General features: G+C 55.2%; 20 protein-coding genes. 8 read left to right on the forward strand and 12 right to left on the reverse strand.

Annotated elements, in window-relative coordinates; genetic code table 11:
• Positions 1-9 precede the first annotated feature (9 nt).
• From cdsA to rpsB, 7 genes are all read right to left on the reverse strand, one after another.
• Positions 10-867, reverse strand: a complete 858-nt coding sequence (gene cdsA, locus USF70_RS13635) for a phosphatidate cytidylyltransferase (RefSeq protein ID WP_023310457.1) — start codon at positions 865-867, stop codon at positions 10-12.
• A gap of 12 nt (positions 868-879) precedes the next feature.
• Complete coding sequence (ispU, locus tag USF70_RS13640; protein WP_024907522.1) at positions 880-1,638, reverse strand: (2E,6E)-farnesyl-diphosphate-specific ditrans,polycis-undecaprenyl-diphosphate synthase; 759 nt, start codon at positions 1,636-1,638, stop codon at positions 880-882.
• Positions 1,639-1,824: 186 nt separating this feature from the next.
• Positions 1,825-3,024 (reverse strand): 1-deoxy-D-xylulose-5-phosphate reductoisomerase, encoded by a 1,200-nt coding sequence (gene ispC, locus USF70_RS13645; RefSeq protein ID WP_069303680.1) that lies wholly within the window; start codon positions 3,022-3,024, stop codon positions 1,825-1,827.
• Between the two features lie 95 nt (positions 3,025-3,119).
• Entirely contained in the window at positions 3,120-3,677 is a 558-nt protein-coding gene (gene frr, locus USF70_RS13650; protein WP_003856180.1) for a ribosome recycling factor, read from the reverse strand.
• Positions 3,678-3,844: 167 nt separating this feature from the next.
• Positions 3,845-4,570, reverse strand: coding sequence for a UMP kinase (gene pyrH, locus USF70_RS13655; protein WP_008501910.1), 726 nt, complete (start codon positions 4,568-4,570; stop codon positions 3,845-3,847).
• A 150-nt stretch (positions 4,571-4,720) separates the two neighbouring features.
• The gene (tsf, locus tag USF70_RS13660; RefSeq protein ID WP_014882627.1) at positions 4,721-5,572 is read right to left on the reverse strand and encodes a translation elongation factor Ts; all 852 of its coding nucleotides are present in this window, start codon (positions 5,570-5,572) and stop codon (positions 4,721-4,723) included.
• Positions 5,573-5,689: 117 nt separating this feature from the next.
• Positions 5,690-6,415: a 30S ribosomal protein S2 gene (rpsB, locus tag USF70_RS13665; protein WP_003856207.1), complete on the reverse strand. Its 726-nt coding sequence runs from the start codon at positions 6,413-6,415 to the stop codon at positions 5,690-5,692.
• A gap of 321 nt (positions 6,416-6,736) precedes the next feature.
• Between rpsB and map the strand changes: the two genes are divergently transcribed.
• From map to USF70_RS13685, 4 genes are all read left to right on the forward strand, one after another.
• Complete coding sequence (map, locus tag USF70_RS13670) at positions 6,737-7,531, forward strand: type I methionyl aminopeptidase (protein WP_033144670.1); 795 nt, start codon at positions 6,737-6,739, stop codon at positions 7,529-7,531.
• Positions 7,532-7,594: 63 nt separating this feature from the next.
• Positions 7,595-10,270 (forward strand): bifunctional uridylyltransferase/uridylyl-removing protein GlnD, encoded by a 2,676-nt coding sequence (glnD, locus tag USF70_RS13675; protein ID WP_029741204.1) that lies wholly within the window; start codon positions 7,595-7,597, stop codon positions 10,268-10,270.
• Positions 10,271-10,302: 32 nt separating this feature from the next.
• Positions 10,303-11,127 carry a 2,3,4,5-tetrahydropyridine-2,6-dicarboxylate N-succinyltransferase gene (dapD, locus tag USF70_RS13680; protein ID WP_119915990.1) on the forward strand — a complete coding sequence of 275 codons (825 nt, stop codon included), beginning with the start codon at positions 10,303-10,305 and terminating at the stop codon, positions 11,125-11,127.
• Between the two features lie 111 nt (positions 11,128-11,238).
• Positions 11,239-11,625 carry a DUF3461 family protein gene (locus tag USF70_RS13685; protein WP_014168696.1) on the forward strand — a complete coding sequence of 129 codons (387 nt, stop codon included), beginning with the start codon at positions 11,239-11,241 and terminating at the stop codon, positions 11,623-11,625.
• 92 nt (positions 11,626-11,717) lie between these two features.
• Here USF70_RS13685 and cdaR read toward each other — a convergent pair whose 3' ends face one another.
• The 3 genes from cdaR to dgt all read right to left on the reverse strand — a co-directional run bounded on the left by cdaR (position 11,718) and on the right by dgt (position 16,104).
• Positions 11,718-12,875 (reverse strand): DNA-binding transcriptional regulator CdaR, encoded by a 1,158-nt coding sequence (gene cdaR, locus USF70_RS13690; RefSeq protein WP_023310452.1) that lies wholly within the window; start codon positions 12,873-12,875, stop codon positions 11,718-11,720.
• A gap of 146 nt (positions 12,876-13,021) precedes the next feature.
• Positions 13,022-14,458 (reverse strand): serine endoprotease DegP, encoded by a 1,437-nt coding sequence (degP, locus tag USF70_RS13695; RefSeq protein WP_024907518.1) that lies wholly within the window; start codon positions 14,456-14,458, stop codon positions 13,022-13,024.
• A 131-nt stretch (positions 14,459-14,589) separates the two neighbouring features.
• Positions 14,590-16,104, reverse strand: a complete 1,515-nt coding sequence (gene dgt, locus USF70_RS13700; RefSeq protein ID WP_214579969.1) for a dGTPase — start codon at positions 16,102-16,104, stop codon at positions 14,590-14,592.
• A gap of 82 nt (positions 16,105-16,186) precedes the next feature.
• On the opposite strand from dgt, the gene mtnN reads away from it, so the two are divergent.
• The 3 genes from mtnN to USF70_RS13715 are packed head-to-tail and all read left to right on the forward strand — an operon-like array spanning position 16,187 to position 18,329.
• Positions 16,187-16,885 (forward strand): 5'-methylthioadenosine/S-adenosylhomocysteine nucleosidase, encoded by a 699-nt coding sequence (gene mtnN, locus USF70_RS13705; protein ID WP_069303677.1) that lies wholly within the window; start codon positions 16,187-16,189, stop codon positions 16,883-16,885.
• On the forward strand, positions 16,878-17,678 hold the full coding sequence (gene btuF, locus USF70_RS13710; RefSeq protein ID WP_232938607.1) for a vitamin B12 ABC transporter substrate-binding protein BtuF: 801 nt from the start codon (positions 16,878-16,880) through the stop codon (positions 17,676-17,678). Before mtnN ends, btuF begins: the two co-directional genes overlap by 8 nt.
• Before the next feature lie 27 nt (positions 17,679-17,705).
• Complete coding sequence (locus tag USF70_RS13715; RefSeq protein ID WP_023310447.1) at positions 17,706-18,329, forward strand: TRIC cation channel family protein; 624 nt, start codon at positions 17,706-17,708, stop codon at positions 18,327-18,329.
• 93 nt (positions 18,330-18,422) lie between these two features.
• Here USF70_RS13715 and erpA read toward each other — a convergent pair whose 3' ends face one another.
• Both erpA and clcA read right to left on the reverse strand, forming a co-directional pair.
• Positions 18,423-18,770: an iron-sulfur cluster insertion protein ErpA gene (gene erpA, locus USF70_RS13720; RefSeq protein WP_023310446.1), complete on the reverse strand. Its 348-nt coding sequence runs from the start codon at positions 18,768-18,770 to the stop codon at positions 18,423-18,425.
• Between the two features lie 79 nt (positions 18,771-18,849).
• Positions 18,850-20,250, reverse strand: coding sequence for a H(+)/Cl(-) exchange transporter ClcA (clcA, locus tag USF70_RS13725; protein ID WP_033144667.1), 1,401 nt, complete (start codon positions 20,248-20,250; stop codon positions 18,850-18,852).
• A 177-nt stretch (positions 20,251-20,427) separates the two neighbouring features.
• On the opposite strand from clcA, the gene hemL reads away from it, so the two are divergent.
• The gene (gene hemL, locus USF70_RS13730; RefSeq protein ID WP_320735705.1) at positions 20,428-21,708 is read left to right on the forward strand and encodes a glutamate-1-semialdehyde 2,1-aminomutase; all 1,281 of its coding nucleotides are present in this window, start codon (positions 20,428-20,430) and stop codon (positions 21,706-21,708) included.
• The last annotated feature ends 72 nt before the right edge of the window (positions 21,709-21,780 follow it).

Genomic DNA, 21,780 nt, shown 5'->3' on the forward strand with positions numbered 1-21,780 from the left:
AACCTTCCGTTAAATCGTCCCGAATACCAGTAAAAGCAAACACGCAAACACTGGAACAGCCGCTGTCAGGCTATCAATGCGATCCAGTATACCGCCATGCCCTGGAATCAGGTGTCCGCTGTCCTTAATCCCTGCTTCACGCTTAAACATACTTTCGGTTAAATCACCGAGCACGGAGGCAAGCGCAGCAAAAATCGAGCACACCAGCAGTATTGACGGTGCCACTTCAAGATTCGCCCAGACGCCGTAGCCCCAGGAGATGATCGCTGCCGTAAACAGGCCGCCGATGAATCCTTGCCAGGTTTTGCCCGGAGAAACCTTCGGTGCCAGCTTATGTTTGCCAAACAGTTTACCAAACATATAGGCCCCGGAGTCAGCCCCCCAGACCAGAATCATCACATAAAGCAGCCAGATCGCACCGCTGTAGTGGTTTTCGTCGTAGTGCCAGGCTCGCAGCGCAACCATACCCCAGAAAAAAGGAATAATTGTGAGCAAGCCAAAAATCAGTCGCAGCACTTTTGAATTACGCCACAATGCCGCGGAACCCGGATAAAAAAGAACCAGCAACAGCGCGGCAACCCACCAGGCCAGCGATATCCATAAAGAACCGGCAACCAGGGGCTGATGAATATCATGGTGATATTCAGGCAACGTAAACAGCATTATGGCCAGGATAAAGCCACAAAGTACCGCAAGCCATACTCGCTGAGTGCGCGAGGTAAAGCCGCTAAACTGTCCCCATTCCCACGCGGCGAGCATGCACACCACCAGCGTGACAATAGCGAATCCCACCGGGGGCAGTAAAAACAGCGCCGCAATGACAATGGGTATTAATACAAAAGCGGAAATCAGGCGATACTTCAGCAAAAGCTACCCCCATCAGGCTTTGTCGCCACCAGGCTCGGTGCCGCCGAAACGACGCTCTCGATTGGCAAAGGCATGCAGCGCACCTTCAAAGTCTTGTTCATCAAAATCGGGCCAAAGAACATCCGTAAAGTAAAGTTCGGCATAGGCAATTTGCCATATCAAAAAGTTACTTATGCGATGTTCCCCCCCTGTCCTAATTACCAAATCCACAGGTGCCTGTTCATTCATGCAGATTTGCTTGCTCAGCGCCTCTTCATCAATTTGGTCGGGTCTCAACAGCCCTTCCTGAACCTGTTCGGCCAGATGCCGAACGCCCTGGATAATATCCCAGCGTCCGCCGTAATTCGCCGCAATATTCAGCGTCAAACCGGTATTATTTTCCGTCAGCGCTTCAGCTTTGCGAATCCGTTCCTGCAAACGTGAGTTAAAACGACTGGTATCGCCAATGATACGCAGGCGGACGTTGTGGCGGTGCAGGCTTTTTACTTCGCTGTCTAGCGCCCACACAAACAATTCCATCAACGCAGTCACTTCCTGCAGAGGTCGATTCCAGTTTTCACTGCTAAAAGCATAGAGCGTTAACGCATCAATGCCGTTGTTGGCGGCAAAAGAAACGGCGCGACGAACGGATTTCGCCCCCGCTTTATGCCCAAAGGCTCGTATCTTCCCTTGTCTTTTCGCCCAGCGGCCATTGCCATCCATAATGATTGCTACATGACGGCAGCCATGAGCTGGCAAATTTTCGCTTATTGGTTGATTCGCAGACAACATAACGCGTTTTTTGTCCCTGAAAAGGATTTAACGGTACTCAGGAATACTGAAGCCTATACATAAAAAAGCCGTGTCAAACCACGGCTCACCTGACCACATTAAGTCAAATACCTGCGATCAGGTGGCGCAGACTATATCACTGAAGCCCAACGCTAACAAATAGCACGACGACTAGTGCTTGCTTTATCACCAGCTTGCGAGACGTGTCACCTGTTGGCGCGCAATATTACGCGCAGCTGCATCCACCGCCAGCACCTCTTCCACGCTTTGTGGTTCGCGCAAATCCATCATCTCAAGTACCGATAAATTAAGCGACGCGATATCGGTAAAACGAATTTGCTGATTCAGAAATGCCTCAACGGTAATTTCATTAGCTGCATTAAGTGCCGTCGTCGCCGCCTGCCCCTGATCAAAGGCATTCATCGCAAGCTTCAGACAAGGATAGCGGTCGTAGTCTGGTTCACTGAACGTCAGGGAACTTAGCTTGCAGAAATCAAGCGGCTTCACGCCGGATTTCACTCGATTTGGCCACGCCATTGAATGGGCAATCGGCGTACGCATGTCCGGCTCGCCCAGCTGTGCCAGCACGCTGCCATCCTGATAACGCACCATCGAGTGAATCACCGATTGCGGGTGAATCAGTACTTCCATCTGTTTCGCTGACGCATTAAACAGCCAGCGCGCTTCAATGTATTCCAGACCTTTGTTCATCATGGTGGCAGAATCAACGGAGATTTTACGCCCCATCGACCAGTTCGGATGACGGCACGCCTGATCCGGTGTCATCGCACGCAGTTCAGACAGTGGCGTTTCACGGAACGGGCCACCAGACCCGGTAAGCAGAATAGACACCACGCCATTCTGCTCCAGGTCAGCGTACCCCAGGTTCTGTTGAAAAGGTTGCGGTAAACTCTGAAAAATCGCGTTGTGTTCGCTGTCGACCGGCAGAAGACGCGCGCCGCGCTGCTTCACCGCATCCATAAACAGGCGTCCACAGGTGACCAGCGACTCTTTATTGGCCAGCAAAACATCCTTACCGGCATCAATCGCAGCAAGCGTGGGCAGCAGCCCTGCCGCGCCGACAATGGCCGCCATGACCTGATCCACCTCATCCAGCGCCGCCATCTCGCAGGCCGCCTGCTGGCCGCTCAGCACTTCGGTTCGGCTGCCCTTTTCACGCAGCTGTGCTTTTAGCAGACGCGCGCTCTCTTCGTCATCCATCACCGCATAGCGGGGCGCAAACTCCAGGCACTGTTCGACCATTCGCTGCACATTCTTACCGGCCACCAGCGCTGTCACGGTGTAAAGTTCAGGATTATGGCGAACGACGTCGAGAGTGCTGCAACCGATAGAGCCGGTTGAGCCGAGGAGTGTTAAATGCTTCATGAGATGCCCGAAAAAAGTTAGACCAGATAAAAGCAAAACGCCGCCAGCAAGACCCGAAGTCCTTCTGAACGGCGTTTATCAGTGTACGACAGAAATCAGAACTGCATCAGTTCCGCTTCTTTTTCTGCCAGCGCCGCATCAATTTTCTTGATGGCCGCGTCGGTCATTTTCTGAATGTCGTCCTGAGAACGACGATCGTCATCTTCGCTGATCTCTTTTTCTTTCAGCAGTGCTTTCACTTTATCGTTCGCGTCGCGACGGACGTTACGCACGGATACACGACCCTGCTCAGCTTCGCCACGAACCACTTTGATAAGATCTTTACGACGTTCTTCCGTCAGCGGAGGCAGTGGAACGCGGATGTCTGCGCCCGCAGAGCTTGGGTTCAGTCCGAGGTCAGAGGCCATAATCGCTTTCTCAACGGCCGGGCTCATAGAGCGGTCGAAGACGTTGATTTTCAGCGTACGGGTATCTTCAACCGTCACGCTCGCCAGCTGGCGCAGAGGGGTTGGCGTACCGTAATATTCTACGATGATGCCATCCAGCAGGCTTGGGGAAGCACGGCCAGTACGGATTTTGCTGATTTGGTTTTTGAACGCTTCTACGCATTTGTCCATGCGTACTTCAGCATCTTTTCTGATGTCGTTAATCACGTTACGAATCCTTGAAAACTTGTCTCAGGCAGACTATCCGCCAGCACAGCGCTACAGGTGTGCTAAGTATAGTCGCGTTTAATTCATGACAACGCCAAAGGCGCGCCCGGGTAAGATACCACTACAAAATAAAGCGGAATCTTACCTGTATTTATCGTCAACGGAAATTATTCCGTGATCAAAGTGCCTTCTTTTTCGCCCATGACCACGCGACGCAGTGCGCCAGGTTTGTTCATGTTGAAGACACGGATCGGCAGTTTGTGGTCGCGAGCCAGCGTGAAGGCGGCAAGATCCATCACTTTCAGCTCTTTATCCAGCACTTCGCTGTAGCTCAGCTGATCGTACATGGTGGCAGAAGGATCTTTTGCCGGATCGGCAGTAAACACGCCGTCTACTTTGGTCGCTTTCAGTACCACATCGGCTTCGATCTCGATACCGCGCAGGCAGGCAGCGGAATCGGTTGTAAAGAACGGGTTACCCGTACCGGCGGAGAGGATCACCACGCGGTTATTGCGCAGCAGGCTGATGGCTTCTGCCCAGCTGTAATTATCGCAAACGCCATTCAGCGGAATCGCGGACATCAGGCGGGCATTCACATAGGCGCGGTGCAGGGCATCACGCATCGCCAGGCCATTCATGACGGTTGCCAGCATACCCATGTGGTCGCCCACAACGCGGTTCATCCCCGCTTTCGCCAGACCAGCACCACGGAAAAGGTTGCCACCGCCAATGACCACGCCAACCTGGATACCCAGTTCGACCAGTTCTTTGATTTCCTGTGCCATGCGATCAAGGATGCTTGCGTCAATACCGAAGCCTTCTGATCCCTGCAGCGCTTCGCCACTCAGCTTAAGCAGAATGCGTTTGTACACGGGTTTTGCATTGGTAGCCATGTTTCTTTCCTGAGACTGTCAACGATTAAGATGGGGGTTAATTCTGGCGACATGATATGCCGCAAATCAGCACAGCGATACTGGAGCCTGTCTGATTTCCTGTGACGGGTGACAAAAAGAAGCCGCCCTCAGGCGGCTCCTTTTCAATCATTAAGACTGCTTGGACATTGCAGCAACTTCTGCTGCGAAGTCAGTCTCAACTTTCTCGATGCCTTCGCCCACTTCGAAGCGGATGAAGCCAGTTACGTCAGCGTTGTGCTCTTTCAGCAGCTGAGCAACAGACTTGCTTGGGTCCATTACGAATGGCTGGCCAGTCAGAGAAACTTCGCCGGTGAATTTCTTCATGCGGCCTTCAACCATTTTCTCTGCGATTTCTTTTGGCTTACCAGACTGCATCGCGATGTCCAGCTGAACCTGGTACTCTTTCTCTACTACTTCAGCAGACACGTCTTCTGGCTTAACGAATTCTGGTTTGCTTGCAGCGATGTGCATAGCCAGCTGTTTAACCAGCTCTTCGTCAGCGCCTTTAGCCGCAACCAGAACACCGATACGTGCACCGTGCTGGTAAGAGCCCAGAACGTCGCCTTCCAGAGAAGATACGCGACGGATGTTGATGTTCTCACCGATTTTAGCAACCAGCGCAACACGTTCTTCTTCGAACTGTGCTTTCAGAACTTCAACGTCAGTGATTTTACCCGCAACAGCTGCGTCCAGAACTTTGTTAGCAAATGCCTGGAAACCGCCATCTTTAGCAACGAAGTCAGTCTGGCAGTTAACTTCCAGAATGATGCCGTAGTTGCCGTCGATCTTAGTGATGATCACGCCGTCAGCAGCAACGTTGCCTGCTTTTTTAGCTGCTTTGATCGCACCGGATTTACGCATGTTTTCGATTGCCAGCTCGATGTCGCCGTTCGCTTCAGTCAGCGCTTTTTTGCAATCCATCATGCCTGCGCCAGTACGCTCGCGCAGCTCTTTTACCAGGGATGCGGTAATTTCAGCCATTCTTAAATCCTCGGGAGATGTGAACTGCCCGGCCGGGGGCCAAACAGTGTAAATTGAAAAAAGGGGCCGGTAATGGGCCCCTATTCATACACGGTACTAATAAGGGGTAAAACCTTATTATTCAGCTTCTACGAAGCTTTCTTCCGCCTGAGAAGCCAGATCCTGGGAACGGCCTTCACGAACGGTAGCAGCTACAGCGCTCAGGTACAGGCTAACAGCACGGATTGCGTCGTCGTTACCCGGGATAACGAAGTCAACACCGTCCGGATCGGAGTTGGTATCAACGATAGCGAATACCGGGATACCCAGGTTGTTAGCTTCTTTGATTGCGATGTGCTCGTGGTCTGCATCGATTACGAACAGCGCGTCTGGCAGGCCGCCCATATCTTTGATACCGCCCAGGCTGTTTTCCAGCTTGTCCAGTTCACGAGTGCGCATCAGCGCTTCTTTCTTAGTCAGCTTGTCGAAAGTACCGTCCTGAGACTGGGTTTCCAGATCTTTCAGGCGTTTGATGGACTGACGAACAGTTTTCCAGTTGGTCAGCATGCCGCCCAACCAGCGATGGTTCACGAAGAACTGGTCGCAGCTGTTAGCAGCATCTTTCACAGCTTCGCTTGCAGCGCGCTTAGTACCAACGAACAGAATCTTACCTTTACGGGAAGAGATCTTGTTCAGCTCAGCCAGGGCTTCGTTGAACATTGGTACAGTTTTCTCAAGGTTGATGATGTGAACTTTGTTACGCGCGCCGAAGATGAAAGGCTTCATTTTCGGGTTCCAGTAACGGGTCTGGTGACCGAAGTGAACACCAGCCTTGAGCATGTCGCGCATGGAAACAGTTGCCATGTTTAAAACCTCTATATTGAAAGTTGGGGTTATGCCTCCACGTATCCCATATTACCGACCCCGAAGGGCACCCCGGAATATGTGCCGATACGTGTGTGTTGTTACACAAAGTGAGATTTGTCGCTTCCGTCCAGCCTGTGTATCTGAGATGGATCGGAAGTCCGGCGCGCTTTATACCACAAAACACGACCAGAAACCAACAGTTGTTGGCGGAGTGTGCTGTTAATGATTCTCAATTTGGCACGGAGCGTGCCTGACTGATACCATTGACGACACTTAGACTAGTATTGTCGAAAAAATCGACACCGATGGACAGATTACATGGCTATCTCTATTAAGACACCTGAAGAAATTGAAAAGATGCGCATCGCCGGTCGTCTGGCCGCGGAAGTGCTGGAAATGATCGAGCCGTTCGTGAAGCCGGGCGTCAGCACCGGTGAACTGGACCGTATCTGTAACGACTATATCGTGAACGAGCAGCACGCGGTTTCCGCCTGCCTCGGCTACCACGGTTTCCCGAAATCCGTCTGCATCTCCATTAATGAAGTGGTGTGTCACGGCATCCCGGACGATGAAAAACTGCTGAAAGATGGCGACATCGTCAACATCGACGTAACCGTCATTAAAGACGAGTACCACGGTGACACCTCAAAAATGTTCATCGTTGGCAAGCCGACGATTCTCGGCGAGCGTCTGTGCAAAGTGACGCAAGAGAGCCTCTACCTGGCGCTGAAAATGGTTAAACCGGGTATTCGCCTGCGTACCCTCGGTGCGGCAATCCAGAAGTTTGTGGAAGCGGAAGGTTTCTCCGTGGTGCGCGAGTACTGCGGACACGGCATTGGTCGCGTCTTCCATGAAGAACCGCAGGTCCTGCACTATGATGCAGATGACGGCGGCGTGGTGCTGCAAAAAGGCATGACCTTTACCATTGAGCCGATGGTCAACGCGGGTGATTACCGCATCCGCACCATGAAAGACGGCTGGACGGTGAAAACCAAAGACAGAAGCTTGTCTGCGCAGTACGAGCATACTATTGTGGTAACAGACAACGGCTGCGAAATTATGACGTTGCGCAAGGATGACACCATCCCGGCGATACTGACGCACGATGAATGATAAAAAAGCCGGCAAATGCCGGCTTTTTTAATGGCTATAGCTTTTTCTTATGGGTGGCGCACGATGAGTAATCTTTTACCCGAACAGTATGCTAACACAGCACTTCCCACCCTCCCCGACCAGCCCGATAACCCGGGCGTCTGGCCGTCGCACGAGCTGACCTGCGCGCATATTAAAGCCCATATGGATGTTTTCCATCGCTGGCTGGGCAGCGCGTTTGACGCAGGCGTGTCGGCCGAGCAGCTCATTGAAGCGCGCACCGAATTTATCGACCAGCTGCTGCAGCGCCTGTGGATCGATTACGGGTTTGGGCAAATCAGTGATGTTGCGCTGGTTGCCGTCGGGGGCTATGGCCGCGGTGAGCTGCATCCGCTTTCCGATATCGATCTGCTGATCTTAAGCCGCAAAAAGCTGCCGGACGAACAGGCGCAAAAAATTGGCGAACTGCTGACGCTGCTCTGGGACGTAAAGCTGGAAGTCGGCCACAGCGTGCGTACCCTGGAAGAGTGTCTGCTGGAAGGGTTATCGGACCTGACCGTCGCCACCAACCTGATTGAAACCCGCCTGCTGATTGGTGACGTCGCCCTGTTCCTGGAGCTGCAAAAACACATCTTCAGCGACGGCTTCTGGCCGTCAGAAAAGTTCTTCGCCGCGAAGGTCGAGGAGCAAAATCAGCGCCACCAGCGCTACCACGGCACCAGCTATAATCTTGAACCCGATATTAAAAGCAGCCCCGGCGGCCTGCGCGACATCCACACCCTGCAGTGGGTCGCCCGCCGCCATTTTGGCGCCACTTCAATGGACGAGATGGTCGGCTTCGGCTTTTTAACCGAGGCCGAGCGTAACGAGCTGAACGAGTGCCTGCACCTGCTGTGGCGCATCCGGTTTGCCCTGCATCTGGAAGTCACCCGCTACGATAACCGCCTGCTGTTTGACCGCCAGCTCAGCGTGGCTCAGCGTCTGAATTATCAGGGCGAAGGCAACGAGCCGGTTGAGCACATGATGAAGGATTTCTTCCGCGTCACCCGCCGGGTGACCGAGCTGAACCAGATGCTGTTGCAGCTGTTCGACGAGGCCATTCTGGCCCTGACGGCGGACGAAAAACCGCGCCCGATTGATGACGAATTCCAGCTGCGCGGCACGCTTATCGACCTGCGCGACGAAACGCTGTTCATCCGCGAGCCGGAAGCGATTCTGCGGATGTTCTATACCATGGTGCGCAACAGCACCATCACCGGGATCTACTCCACCACCCTTCGCCATCTGCGCCATGCGCGCCGTCATCTGACGCAGCCGCTGTGCTATATCCCGGAAGCGCGTTCGCTGTTCCTGAGCATGCTCCGCCACCCGGGCGCCGTCAGCCGCGGCCTGCTGCCGATGCACCGCCACAGCGTGCTGTGGGCCTATATGCCGCAGTGGTCGCACATTGTCGGGCAAATGCAGTTCGATCTGTTCCACGCCTACACGGTGGATGAACACACGATCCGCGTGATGCTCAAGCTGGAAAGCTTTGCGAAAGAAGAGACGCGCTCCCGCCACCCGCTGTGCGTGGAGCTGTGGCCGCGCCTGACCCATCCGGAGCTGATCCTGATTGCCGCCCTGTTCCACGACATCGCCAAAGGTCGCGGCGGTGACCATTCGGTGCTGGGCGCGCAGGACGTGCTGAAATTTGCCGAACTGCACGGCCTGAACTCGCGTGAAACGCAGCTGGTGGCCTGGCTGGTGCGCCATCACCTGCTGATGTCGGTCACCGCGCAGCGTCGTGACATTCAGGATCCGGAAGTGATCAAGCAGTTCGCGGAAGAGGTTCAGACGGAAAATCGTCTGCGCTATCTGGTCTGCCTGACGGTGGCCGATATCTGCGCCACCAACGAGACCCTGTGGAACAGCTGGAAGCAGAGCCTGCTGCGCGAGCTGTACTTCGCCACCGAAAAACAGCTGCGTCGCGGGATGCAAAACACCCCGGACATGCGCGAGCGCGTGCGCCATCACCAGCTGCAGGCGCTGGCGCTGCTGCGGATGGATAATATTGATGAAGAGGCACTGCATCAGATTTGGGCCCGCTGCCGCGCCAACTATTTTGTCCGCCATAGCCCAAACCAGCTTGCGTGGCACGCACGGCATCTGCTCAAGCACGATCTGTCCCAGCCGATGATCCTGCTGAGCCCGCAGGCCACCCGCGGCGGGACGGAGATTTTCATCTGGAGCCCGGACCGACCTTACCTGTTTGCTGCGGTCTGCGCCGAGCTGGACAGGCGTAACCTGAGCGTTCACGACGCGCAGATTTTCACCACCCGCGACGGCATGGCGATGGACACCTTTATCGTGCTTGAGCCGGACGGCAGCCCGCTCTCGTCGGACAGGCATGAAGGGATACGTTTTGGTCTGGAACAGGCGATTACCCAGCGCAGCTGGCAGCCCCCGCAGCCGCGTCGCCAGCCGGCGAAATTGCGCCACTTTACCGTCGATACCGAGGTCAATTTCCTGCCGACCCACACCGACCGTAAATCGTTCCTGGAGCTGATCGCGCTCGACCAGCCAGGGCTGCTTGCCCGCGTCGGCCAGGTTTTTGCCGATCTGGGAATTTCGCTCCATGGGGCCCGAATTACAACGATTGGCGAGCGAGTAGAAGATTTATTTATAATCGCGACAGCGGACCGGCGTGCCCTTAATAATGACCTGCAGCTTGAAGTGCAACAACGGTTGACAGCAGCCCTCAATCCAAACGATAAAGGGTGATATGTTTTTTAGTGAAATGGAAAGAGTAAACAATGCAGCAGTTACAGAACGTTATTGAGTCCGCTTTTGAGCGTCGCGCCGAGATTACCCCGGCAAATGTGGATACCGTGACCCGTGAAGCGGTAAACCAGGTAATTTCCCTTCTGGATTCCGGCGCGTTGCGCGTGGCAGAAAAAATCGACGGTCAGTGGGTCACTCATCAATGGCTGAAGAAAGCCGTGCTGCTCTCTTTCCGTATCAACGATAACCAGGTTATCGACGGAGCAGAAAGCCGCTACTTCGATAAAGTGCCAATGAAATTCGCTGACTACGACGAAGCGCGTTTCCAGAAGGAAGGCTTCCGCGTGGTACCGCCTGCGGCGGTTCGTCAGGGCGCGTTTATCTCACGCAACACCGTGCTGATGCCATCCTACGTGAACATCGGTGCCTACGTTGACGAAGGCACCATGGTTGATACCTGGGCGACCGTCGGTTCCTGCGCGCAGATTGGTAAAAACGTTCACCTTTCCGGCGGCGTGGGCATCGGTGGTGTTCTGGAGCCACTGCAGGCTAACCCGACCATCATCGAAGACAACTGCTTCATCGGCGCGCGCTCTGAAGTGGTTGAAGGCGTGATCGTTGAAGAAGGCTCCGTGATCTCCATGGGCGTTTACATCGGTCAGAGCACCCGTATTTACGACCGTGAAACCGGTGAAGTTCACTACGGTCGCGTTCCGGCGGGCTCCGTGGTGGTTTCCGGCAACCTGCCGTCAAAAGATGGCAAATACAGCCTGTACTGTGCGGTTATCGTGAAGAAAGTGGATGCGAAAACGCGCGGTAAAGTGGGCATCAACGAATTGCTGCGCACCATCGATTAATCGGGTATAACAAAAAGCGGGGGCAACCCCGCTTTTTTTATATCTGAGGGTGGCGAAAATAGATTTTTTCGTTAATTATTCAAAGGTTATGTTGAGATCAAGGGTACCGCTATGTACGATAATCTGAAAAGTCTGGGCATTACCAATCCTGATGAAATTGATCGTTACAGCCTCCGTCAGGAAGCCAATAACGATATTCTGAAAATCTATTTTCACAAGGACAAAGGAGAGTTTTTCGCCAAAAGCGTGAAGTTTAAATATCCACGCCAGCGTAAGACCGTTGTGGCTGACGGTGTAGGACAGGGCTACAAAGAAGTACAGGAAATCAGCCCTAACCTGCGCTATGTGATCGATGAACTCGATCAGATCTGCCAGCGCGACCGCACCGAAGTCGATCTCAAGCGTAAGATCCTTGACGATCTGCGTCACCTTGAAAGCGTTGTAACAAATAAGATCAGCGAGATTGAAGCGGATCTTGAGAAATTAACGCGGAAATAAAAGCAAAACGGCAATCTTTGATTGCCGTTTTTAGTGTTTGCGCCCTCTCCCAGTGGGAGAGGGATGGGGTGAGGGCACCAGACCGCACTCAGTCATCTCTGTTCGTCCAGCTGCAGCGCCACATACAGCAGCAGCCTGTCGTCAAAGTTTCCCAGATCCAGACCCGTCAGCTCTGAAATCCGGTTTAACCGATACTCAAGCGTATTGCGGTGAATAAACAGCGCCTTCGAGGTCGCCAGCGGCTGCACGTTATGGCGGAACCACGCCTGCAGCGTCCGGCGCAGCAGGCCATTGTTGTCCATGGCTTTCAGACGCGCTAATGGCCGCGCCAGCTCATTGGCCTGCCAGCCCCCGCGCAGGCTGTCGAGCAGCACCGGCAGCATCAGATCCTGATAGAAATAGCTGCGGCTCTCCGGCATCCGCTGCTTGCCCACCATCATGGTGGTGCGCGCGGTACGCCAGGAGCGGGCGATACTGCCCGGCCCGGTAAAGTAGTTGCCCAGCGCAACGCGAAAACGCAGCTGGCCGTTCTCCTCCATCCGGGAGATCAGCTGCTCCACGCGACGACGATGATCGTCGGCATCCCAGCGGCCGAACGCATTGAGCGCCGGTTTGAGGACCACCATTTCCGTCAGAGAAACGATCGCCACCAGGTTATCGCGCTCCGGCGTCGCCAGCGCATTTTGCAGCTGCTGCAGCTCGGCCATCGCGCTGTCCACGCCAAGCTGGCCGCTATCGACCTCAATGACCGCCACCACGCGCGGCTGGTTTAAATCGATCCCCAGACGCTGCGCCCATTCGCTGAGCGCAGGCGTATGCTCTTCCGCCTGAATAAGGTTCATTACCAGCTCTTCACGCAGGCGGCTGTCCTGAGCGAGCAGGTGCATCAGGCGCGACTGCTCCAGCATCATCTCTGCCGTCATACAGACCAGCTCACCGTATTTTCGCAGTGACTCGGGCTCGCCGGTGAGGCCGATTACCCCCACAATTTCGCCTTCAAGACGCAGCGGTAAATTGATGCCCTGACGTACGCCGTGCAGGTGTTTCGCTACCGCATCGTCGATATCCACGACCCGCCCCTGAGAAAGCACCAGCAGCGCGCCTTCGTGCAATTCCCCAATACGCTCGCGATCGCCGCTGCCAATAATGCGCCCGCGGGCATCCATCACGTTGATATTGGTATCAATGATGCGCATGGTGCGCGCCACGATATCCTGCGCCATTTTGGTATCAAGATGCCAGCCAGCCATGTAACCCTCCCGTGAGCAGAGCTCAAGCATAGGGAAGTTCAGCGACGACTGCATTGTGCGAATGCACAAAGAGAGAGGAAGAAGTATGGAGTTGTGGCAAGAATCACAGAAACGAGAAAGCCCCCGCGAACAGGGGCTTCAGAGGATTACTGCATCAGCAGATAAAGAGAGGTATCACCACGCTGGATATTCAGCGCCAGCACGGAAGGCTTGCTGTCGAGAATTTTGCGCAGTTCAGCGATATTTTTCACCGGCTGCTGGTTAGCGCCCATGATCACATCGCCTTTTTTCAGGCCGATACGGGCTGCCGGTGAATTCGCTTTCACGTTGTTCACCACCACGCCTTTGTCTGCGCCTTTATTGCTCATCTCGGCACCTTCAATACCGCTGAAGATGGTGCTGGAATCCACCTGATTCTGGCTGCTCTGCTGCAGCTCCAGGCTCACGTTAACCGGCTTACCGTCGCGCAGCAGGCCGAGGGTCACTTTACTGCCAATCGGCATCGAGCCCACTTCGGCACGCAGGGCGGCAAAGCTGCTGATCGGTTTACCGTTCAGGGAGGTGATCACATCCCCCGCTTTAATGCCCGCTTTCGCCGCAGAAGAATTCGGCATCACCTGGCTGACGAATGCCCCGCGCTGAGCGTCAACTTTCATCGCCTTAGCCAGTTCGGAGTTCAGCTCCGTACCGAGGATACCCAGCTCGCCGCGTTTCACCTGGCCATACTGCACCATCTGCGCGGTCAGGTTTTTCACCATGTTACTCGGGATAGCAAAACCGATGCCGATGTTGCCGCCGTCCGGTGCCAGTATAGCGGTGTTGATACCGATCAGCTCACCGTTCAGGTTCACCAGCGCACCGCCGGAGTTACCGCGGTTGATCGCCGCATCCGTCTGGATGAAGTTTTCATAGTTCTCAGCGTTGAGGCCGCTACGGCCCAGCGCAGAGACGATACCCGAGGTCACGGTTTCACCCAGACCGAACGGGTTACCGATCGCCACGGTATAGTCGCCCACGCGCAGCGCATCGGAGTCGGCAATTTTAATCGCCGTCAGGTTTTTCGGATCCTGAATCTGGATCAGCGCGATGTCGGAACGCGGGTCTTTACCCACCACTTTGGCATCGAACTTGCGGCCATCGCTCAGCTGAACCTTAATGCTGTTCGCGTTATCGACAACGTGGTTGTTAGTGACGACGTAGCCTTTCGCCGCATCAATAATTACCCCCGAGCCAAGCGCCATGAATTTCTGCTGCTGGCCGCCGCCCTGGCTGTCATCCCCGGCACCGCCGCCCTGACAGAACGGAGAGCTCTGGAATGGCGAACCGTCCTGGCAGAACGGCGAGTTGTCGCCGAAGAACTGCTGGAAGTTACGCGGCATACGCGGCGTATTGACGGTCGTGCTGCCCTCAACGTTAATACTCACCACCGATGGCATCACTTTTTCGAGCATCGGTGCCAGGCTTGGCATCTGCTGCGCGGTTGCTGCCGACGACGCGGTCTCGGCTGCAGTAGCAGTCAGAGGAGACAGCGCTAAACCTAAACTCAGAGCCAGTGCACTCATTGCTAATGTGGTTTTTTTCATGTTTCTCAATCTCGATTTACAGGTAACGCAAAATTGCTGTGTAACTCAGATTCGTTTTATACCGCTTAGTTCCGGCGATAAGTTTATGGAAAAGGTAAAAATTTATTGGCCGTCTTTACAAAACTCCGGAATTATTCCACCGCCATCAGCTTGCGGTATTCATCCCAGGCATACAAATCCGTCATGCCGCTGATATAGTCCTGGATAAGACGGCAGCGATAATAATATTCCATCACCGGCCATTGGGGAGAGTGGCGTTCCAGCTTGCCAATCGCTTCGACATACGCCAGACGATGCCGGGTAGAAAGTTTCTGATAAAGCCGCGATTCGATGGGTATTCTGCGCACGCGCTCGTGTTCCACCAGTTCGCTGAACTCGTCGACCGACAGCTGGAGCAACGGGGAATAAATTTCCAGTAACCCACTGATTACCCGATAGCCCTGCAATTCCAGCTGCTCGACATCCGGATGGCTGAATACATGCCGCATCGCCACATGTTTATAAAGCTCAAGGAGTTGACTGAAACTACTGTCATCTTCCAGCAGCGCGTGGTTGAATTCCCCGCTGAAAATGAGCGGCAAATTATCAATAAAACGCGACGCCGCATACGGCACCAGTTTATTTAATGTATTGACCCGCAAATACATAAAGAACTGGTCTTCCGTACTGCGGCTTAATGTATTTGAGCGCGATTTTTCCCAGGCATTTTCGACAACCTGCGCAAACAGCGAACCTTTTTCATGGGTACCCCAGGACGCATAAAGATGTTGATAAAGCTCCTCGACGCTGAAGATTCTTTTCTCCACGGCATCTTCCAGATCGGCCACGCAATAGGAAATATCATCGGCGGCTTCCATAATCCACGTCAATGGAAAGCGGCCGTTTGGCGTCAATGAAAGTTCTTTACGTAACCGTTCAATATAGACCTCTTCGGAAAGGTAATAGCCCGGTTTTTTCATTAAATAGCTGTGGGACGCGGGCGTATCCCCCATCCACCACGCGGGACGCGTATATTTCAGAATGCAGCCGACCTGTGCCCAGGTCAGGTTCATGCGCATCAGGGAATGAACCAGCCGGATCCCCTGCGCGTTGCCCTCGAAGTGACACAAATCCTGGCGCACTTTGCGGCGCAGATCGTTCAGCCCCTCTTCACCTTCACGCAGGCGTAAATCGCGTACGATGCAGCGATCATCGCTGAGGGGCTGGCTTACCGCATCCGAAGGATAAAGCCGCTGCTTAAACCAGTCATTGATAGCCGCCTCACCAAAGTGGCCGAAAGGCGGGTTGCCGATGTCATGCATCAGGCAGGCCATCTCAACGATGCTCTCGAAGGGCCCCGTCAGCTCGTCCAGACCATAGGTTTCCAGTAAACGCTGCTCTTTGAGACGGCTCAAAATCTCTTTGGCAATGTAGCGCCCGACCTGCTGCACTTCCATCGAGTGGGTTAAGCGCGTGCGCACCGCGGCGTTACGCTCCAGCGGGAACACCTGAGTTTTTTGCTGCAGACGGCGGATGGCAGGCGAGTTAACGATCCGCCCGCGATCGCTTTCGAAGATACGCAGGATCTCATGTTCGCTCTTGTCGCCCTGCGGCGAACGGAAACGTCGGTGCCAGTTTATTTTGGTGCGAAAATCGATTGGTGACATGTGCTCCCCCGCGTGAGAATGCGTTTCCCCTTAACCGCATGATAGACTATGCATCTTAACAAGGCACATCGCGAGTAAATCTATGAAAATCGGCATTATTGGTGCAATGGAAGAAGAAGTTACGCTGCTGCGTGACAAAATTGAGAACCGTCAGACCCTCTCTCTGGGAGGTTGTGAGATCTATACCGGCCAGCTGAACGGTGTTGACGTGGCTCTGCTGAAATCAGGCATCGGTAAAGTGGCTGCTGCGCTGGGTGCAACCCTGCTGCTTGAGCGCTGCAAGCCGGACGTGATCGTGAATACCGGCTCTGCGGGTGGCCTGGCGCCGACGCTGAAAGTGGGCGATATCGTTGTTTCCGACGAAGCGCGTTACCACGATGCCGACGTCACCGCGTTCGGTTACGAGTACGGCCAGCTCCCGGGCTGCCCTGCTGGTTTTAAAGCTGACGACAAACTGATTGCGGCGGCAGAGACCTGCATCGCAGAACTCAACCTCAACGCGGTACGCGGTCTGATTGTCAGCGGTGATGCCTTTATCAACGGCTCCGTTGGGCTGGCGAAAATCCGTCATAACTTCCCTCAGGCGGTTGCCGTTGAGATGGAAGCGACCGCGATCGCTCACGTTTGCCATAACTTCAGCGTACCCTTCGTGGTGGTTCGCGCCATCTCTGACGTGGCAGACCAGCAGTCCCACATCAGCTTCGACGAGTTCCTGACCGTTGCGGCAAAACAGTCCACCGTGATGGTGGAGCGCCTGGTGCAGAATCTGGTACGTGGCTAAACATACCGTCAGGGCGCTGGCCGCCCTGCTTCTTCTCGCACCGCTGTGGCTCTATGCGTTACCGCGCGTGATTACCCTCTCTCCCGCAAATACGGAACTGGCGTTTGCCGCCGGGATCACGCCCGTTGGCGTGAGTAGTTATTCGGATTACCCACCGCAAGCCGCGGGTATTGAACAGGTGGCAACTTGGCAGGGGATGAACATTGAGCGCATCGTGGCGCTTAAACCGGATCTCGTGCTGGCCTGGCGCGGCGGCAACGCCGAGCGGCAGGTCAACCAGCTCACCTCGCTTGGCATAAAGGTCATGTGGATTGATGCCGTCAGTATTGAGCAGGTCGCTCAGGCGCTACGCGCCCTGGCACCCTACAGCCCGACGCCCAAAAAAGCCGAGTCTGCGGCGAAACAGATGCTGAGCGACTATGCCGCGCTGAAATCCCGATACGATACCCCTGTTAAAAAGCGCATCTTCCTGCAGTTTGGCAGCCAGCCGCTGTTCACCACCGGAAAAGGGTCGATTCAGAACCAGGTGCTGGAAGTCTGCGGCGGTGAAAATATCTTTGCTGCCAGCCGGGTGCCGTGGCCTCAGGTGAGCCGCGAACAGGTGCTGGCACGCCAGCCGCAGGCCATCGTCGTGGTCGGAAATGCGAGCGAGATTCCTAAAATTGAACAATTCTGGCAAAGGCAGCTAAAAATTCCGGTGATCCCACTCAACAGCGACTGGTTTGAACGCGCCAGCCCGCGTATTATCCTCGCCGCAAAACAGCTCTGTGCCGCGCTGGCAGAGAGTCACTAACATAAGACCCTTTTCGAGGATTTAACGATGCTCGTTTATTGGCTGGATATTCTTGGCACAGCCGTTTTTGCTATCTCCGGCGTTCTGCTCGCCGGAAAACTACGCATGGATCCATTTGGCGTGCTGGTGCTGGGCGTCGTGACCGCCGTCGGCGGGGGGACTATCCGCGATATGGCGCTGGCAAATGGGCCGGTGTTTTGGGTGAAAGATCCTACCGATCTGGTGGTCGCGATGGTCACATGCCTGTTAACCATTGTGCTGGTTCGCCAGCCCCGCCGCTTACCCAAGTGGATATTGCCGGTACTGGATGCCGTCGGTCTGGCCGTGTTTGTGGGTATCGGCGTTAATAAGGCGTTTAATGCGGGTACCGGTCCGATGGTGGCAATCTGCATGGGCGTATTAACCGGCGTGGGCGGTGGGATCATTCGCGACATTCTGGCGCGTGAAGTGCCGATGATCCTGCGTACTGAAATTTACGCAACGGCCTGCATTGTGGGCGGAATTGTTCACGCTACCGCGTACTATACCTTCGCCCTCCCGCTGGAAAATGCCGCGATGCTGGGGATGGTCGTGACGCTGGTGATACGCTTAGCGGCGATACGCTGGCACCTGAAGCTGCCGACGTTTGCGCTGGATGATAATGGCAGGTAAAAGCAAAACGGTAACCGCAAGGTTACCGTTTTTAGTCTTTTCTCCCTCTCCCTGTGAGAGAGGGACGGAGTAACGGCATCAGCCCGCACTCTCTTAGATGCTGAACGAAGATCCACACCCGCAGGTGCTTGTCGCATTCGGGTTCGTGACCACAAAGCGCGAACCTTCCAGACCCTCGGTGTAATCCACCGAACCACCCACCAGATATTGCAGGCTCATCGGGTCAACCACCAGCGCGACGCCCTGTTTCTCGATGGTCATATCGCCATCGTTAACCTGATCGTCAAAGGTAAAACCATACTGGAAGCCGCTGCAGCCGCCACCGGTAATATAAACACGCAGTTTCAGATCCGGATTGTCTTCGTCGGCAATCAGGACTTTCACTTTGTTGGCTGCTGCTTCGGTAAATTCGAGCGGTACAGCTACTACGTCATCACTCATCTTATGCTCCCATGAATACTGCTATTGGGTAAAATTCACCCAATTCTTTGTCTCATTATCTAATACCCTGGTAATTCATTCAAGTATTCTGCGTGGCGGCCCGCTCAGCCTCTTGTTTCGCCAGGGTACGCGCGAGGATGGTGGAGTATAGCGGTTTTCCACCCAGGAACTGGGCTAATAGTGTCGCGCCGAGACAGGTGATGATCATTGGCAAAATGAGCTGGTAATTGTCCGTCATTTCCAGCACCAGCACGATCCCGGTCAAGGGCGCACGCAGGGACGCGGCCAGCAGCGCCCCCATTCCGGCCACCGCAAAGGTACCGGCTTCAAGATGATAGGCGGGAAAGCCCACTTCAGCCGCCATACCAAACGCGGTCCCGAGCAGCGTACCCAGCGCCAGCATCGGGGCAAAAATCCCGCCGGGCGCGCCGGAAGAGAAGCACAGTACCGTCGTGATAACCCGGGAGATAAACATAAACAGCAGCAGACCCACGCTGAAATTCCCCGCCGCCGCAATGGGAATCAGCCCGAACCCGCCGCCTGCGGCATTCGGCTCGATAAACCCGAGTACGCCGCACATTCCGCCCAGCAGGCCGCCCATCAGCACCCATTTCGTGGTGTTGCCGCCATGAATGCGCTGGAACATATCCTGAGCGCGCAGGATAAAGGTGTTAAACAGCGGCCCCACCACGCCAAAAATCATGCCGAGGATCAGGTAAAGCCACAGGGTGTTGACCGGCGCGTTGGTCAGTTTCCCCACCTCAATGACCGCGCCCTCGCCATTAAAGATGCGAAACACGATGCTCGACATAATGACGCCGGTGAATACCGCTTTAATTGAGATCAGGTTGTAGCGGAACTGCGCGCGCATCTCTTCAATAATGAACAAAATGCCCGCCAGCGGCGCGTTAAACGCGGCGGAAAGTCCCGCCGCCGCGCCGGTTGCCAGCAGCGTATGGCGCGCCTCGGCGCTTCGCATCCGAAACAGATCGCCCACCATGCGGCCCACGTTCCCCCCCAGCTGTACCGTGGGTCCTTCCCGTCCAAGCACCATTCCCGCGCCCAGAGTCCCCATGCCGCCGATAAACTTAACCGGAATCACCCGCCACCAGCGCACCGGACGCAGCTCCTCCAGCGCTCCTTCAATTTCCGGGATGCCCGATCCCCCCGCTTCCGGCGCGAATTTTCGCACCAGAAAATACCCCACCATGGCAAACAGCGCGGACAGCCCGAATGCCCACACCCAGACCAGCCATTCGCTGTCGGCGAAACCGGCCACGGTGCCCACTCGCCAGTTGAGTACGGCATTAACCGCTTTTTCAAACGCCACGCCAACCAGGCCCGCGAGAGTACCCACCACGGCAGCGGCCAGCAGGATCGCCAGCGGCGTTTTATCGCGATTGAGCAGCCGCCGAATGCTGATTCGGTGCTGGACGCGCGTAAACTGTTGTTCTTCAAAAGACGGAGAATCTGATTTCATGTCCTGTTCTTATTTGTCACACAAAAAGCCGCGAGGATTTTACCAGAGACGGCCCCACCGTCTCCTGAAAATTACTTAACAAATCTTAAAGCATTGCCCGGCTAAAAATTTCATAACCTTCCCCGAATCACATAGAATAGTGGGCTTAACCATTTTATTCGAACCAGGAACGACGCCATGAGCAAGTCTGAAAACCTCTACAGTGCAGCCCGCGAGCTTATTCCGGGTGGCGTGAACTCACCTGTGCGCGCCTTCACCGGCGTGGGCGGTACGCCGCTGTTTATCGAACGTGCTGACGGCGCGTATCTGTATGATGTCGATGGCAAAGCCTATATCGATTATGTGGGTTCCTGGGGGCCGATGGTGCTGGGGCACAACCACCCGGCCATTCGTAACGCGGTAATTGAAGCCGCCCAGCGCGGCCTGAGCTTCGGTGCGCCAACCGAAATGGAAGTGAAAATGGCGGAACTGGTGACCGAGCTGGTGCCGACCATGGACATGGTGCGTATGGTGAACTCCGGTACCGAAGCGACCATGAGCGCCATCCGCCTGGCACGCGGTTTTACCGGTCGCGATAAAATCATCAAGTTTGAAGGCTGTTACCACGGTCACGCCGACTGTCTTCTGGTGAAAGCCGGTTCCGGCGCTCTGACGCTCGGCCAGCCGAACTCGCCTGGCGTACCGGCAGATTTCGCGAAGCACACCCTGACCTGCACCTACAACGATCTTGCTACCGTTCGCGCGGCGTTCGAGCAGTATCCGCAGGAGATCGCCTGCATCATCGTTGAGCCGGTTGCAGGCAACATGAACTGTATCCCACCGCAGCCTGACTTCCTGCCGGGCCTGCGTGCCCTGTGCGACGAGTTCGGCGCGCTGCTGATCATCGATGAAGTCATGACCGGCTTCCGCGTGGCGCTGGCGGGTGCCCAGTCTTACTACGACGTCGTGCCGGACCTGACCTGCCTCGGCAAAATCATCGGCGGCGGCATGCCGGTCGGCGCATTCGGTGGTCGTAAGGACGTGATGGAAGCCCTGGCGCCAACCGGCCCGGTTTACCAGGCGGGCACGCTTTCCGGTAACCCTATCGCCATGGCGGCGGGCTTTGCCTGCCTGACCGAAGTGGCACAGCCGGGTATTCACGAAACCCTGACCGACCTGACCTCGCAGCTGGCAAACGGTCTGCTGGAAGCGGCAGAAGAAGCGAGTATTCCGCTGGTGGTTAACCACGTGGGCGGGATGTTCGGGATTTTCTTCACCGATGCGAAAACCGTGACCTGCTATCAGGACGTGGTGAAGTGCGACGTTGAACGCTTCAAGCGCTTCTTCCACCTGATGCTGGACGAAGGCGTGTACCTGGCGCCGTCCGCGTTCGAAGCGGGCTTTATGTCCGTTGCGCACAGCGAAGAAGATATCAACAACACCATCGACGCGGCGCGCAAGGTGTTTGCGAAGCTGTAAGGGCATTGCCGGGTGGCGCTAACGCTTACCCGGCCTACGATGTTCTCCCTCTCCCCGTGGGAGAGGGTCGGG

The sequence above is a fragment of the Enterobacter sp. 237C8 genome (assembly GCF_034106865.1).
Lineage (GTDB): Bacteria > Pseudomonadota > Gammaproteobacteria > Enterobacterales > Enterobacteriaceae > Enterobacter > Enterobacter asburiae_B.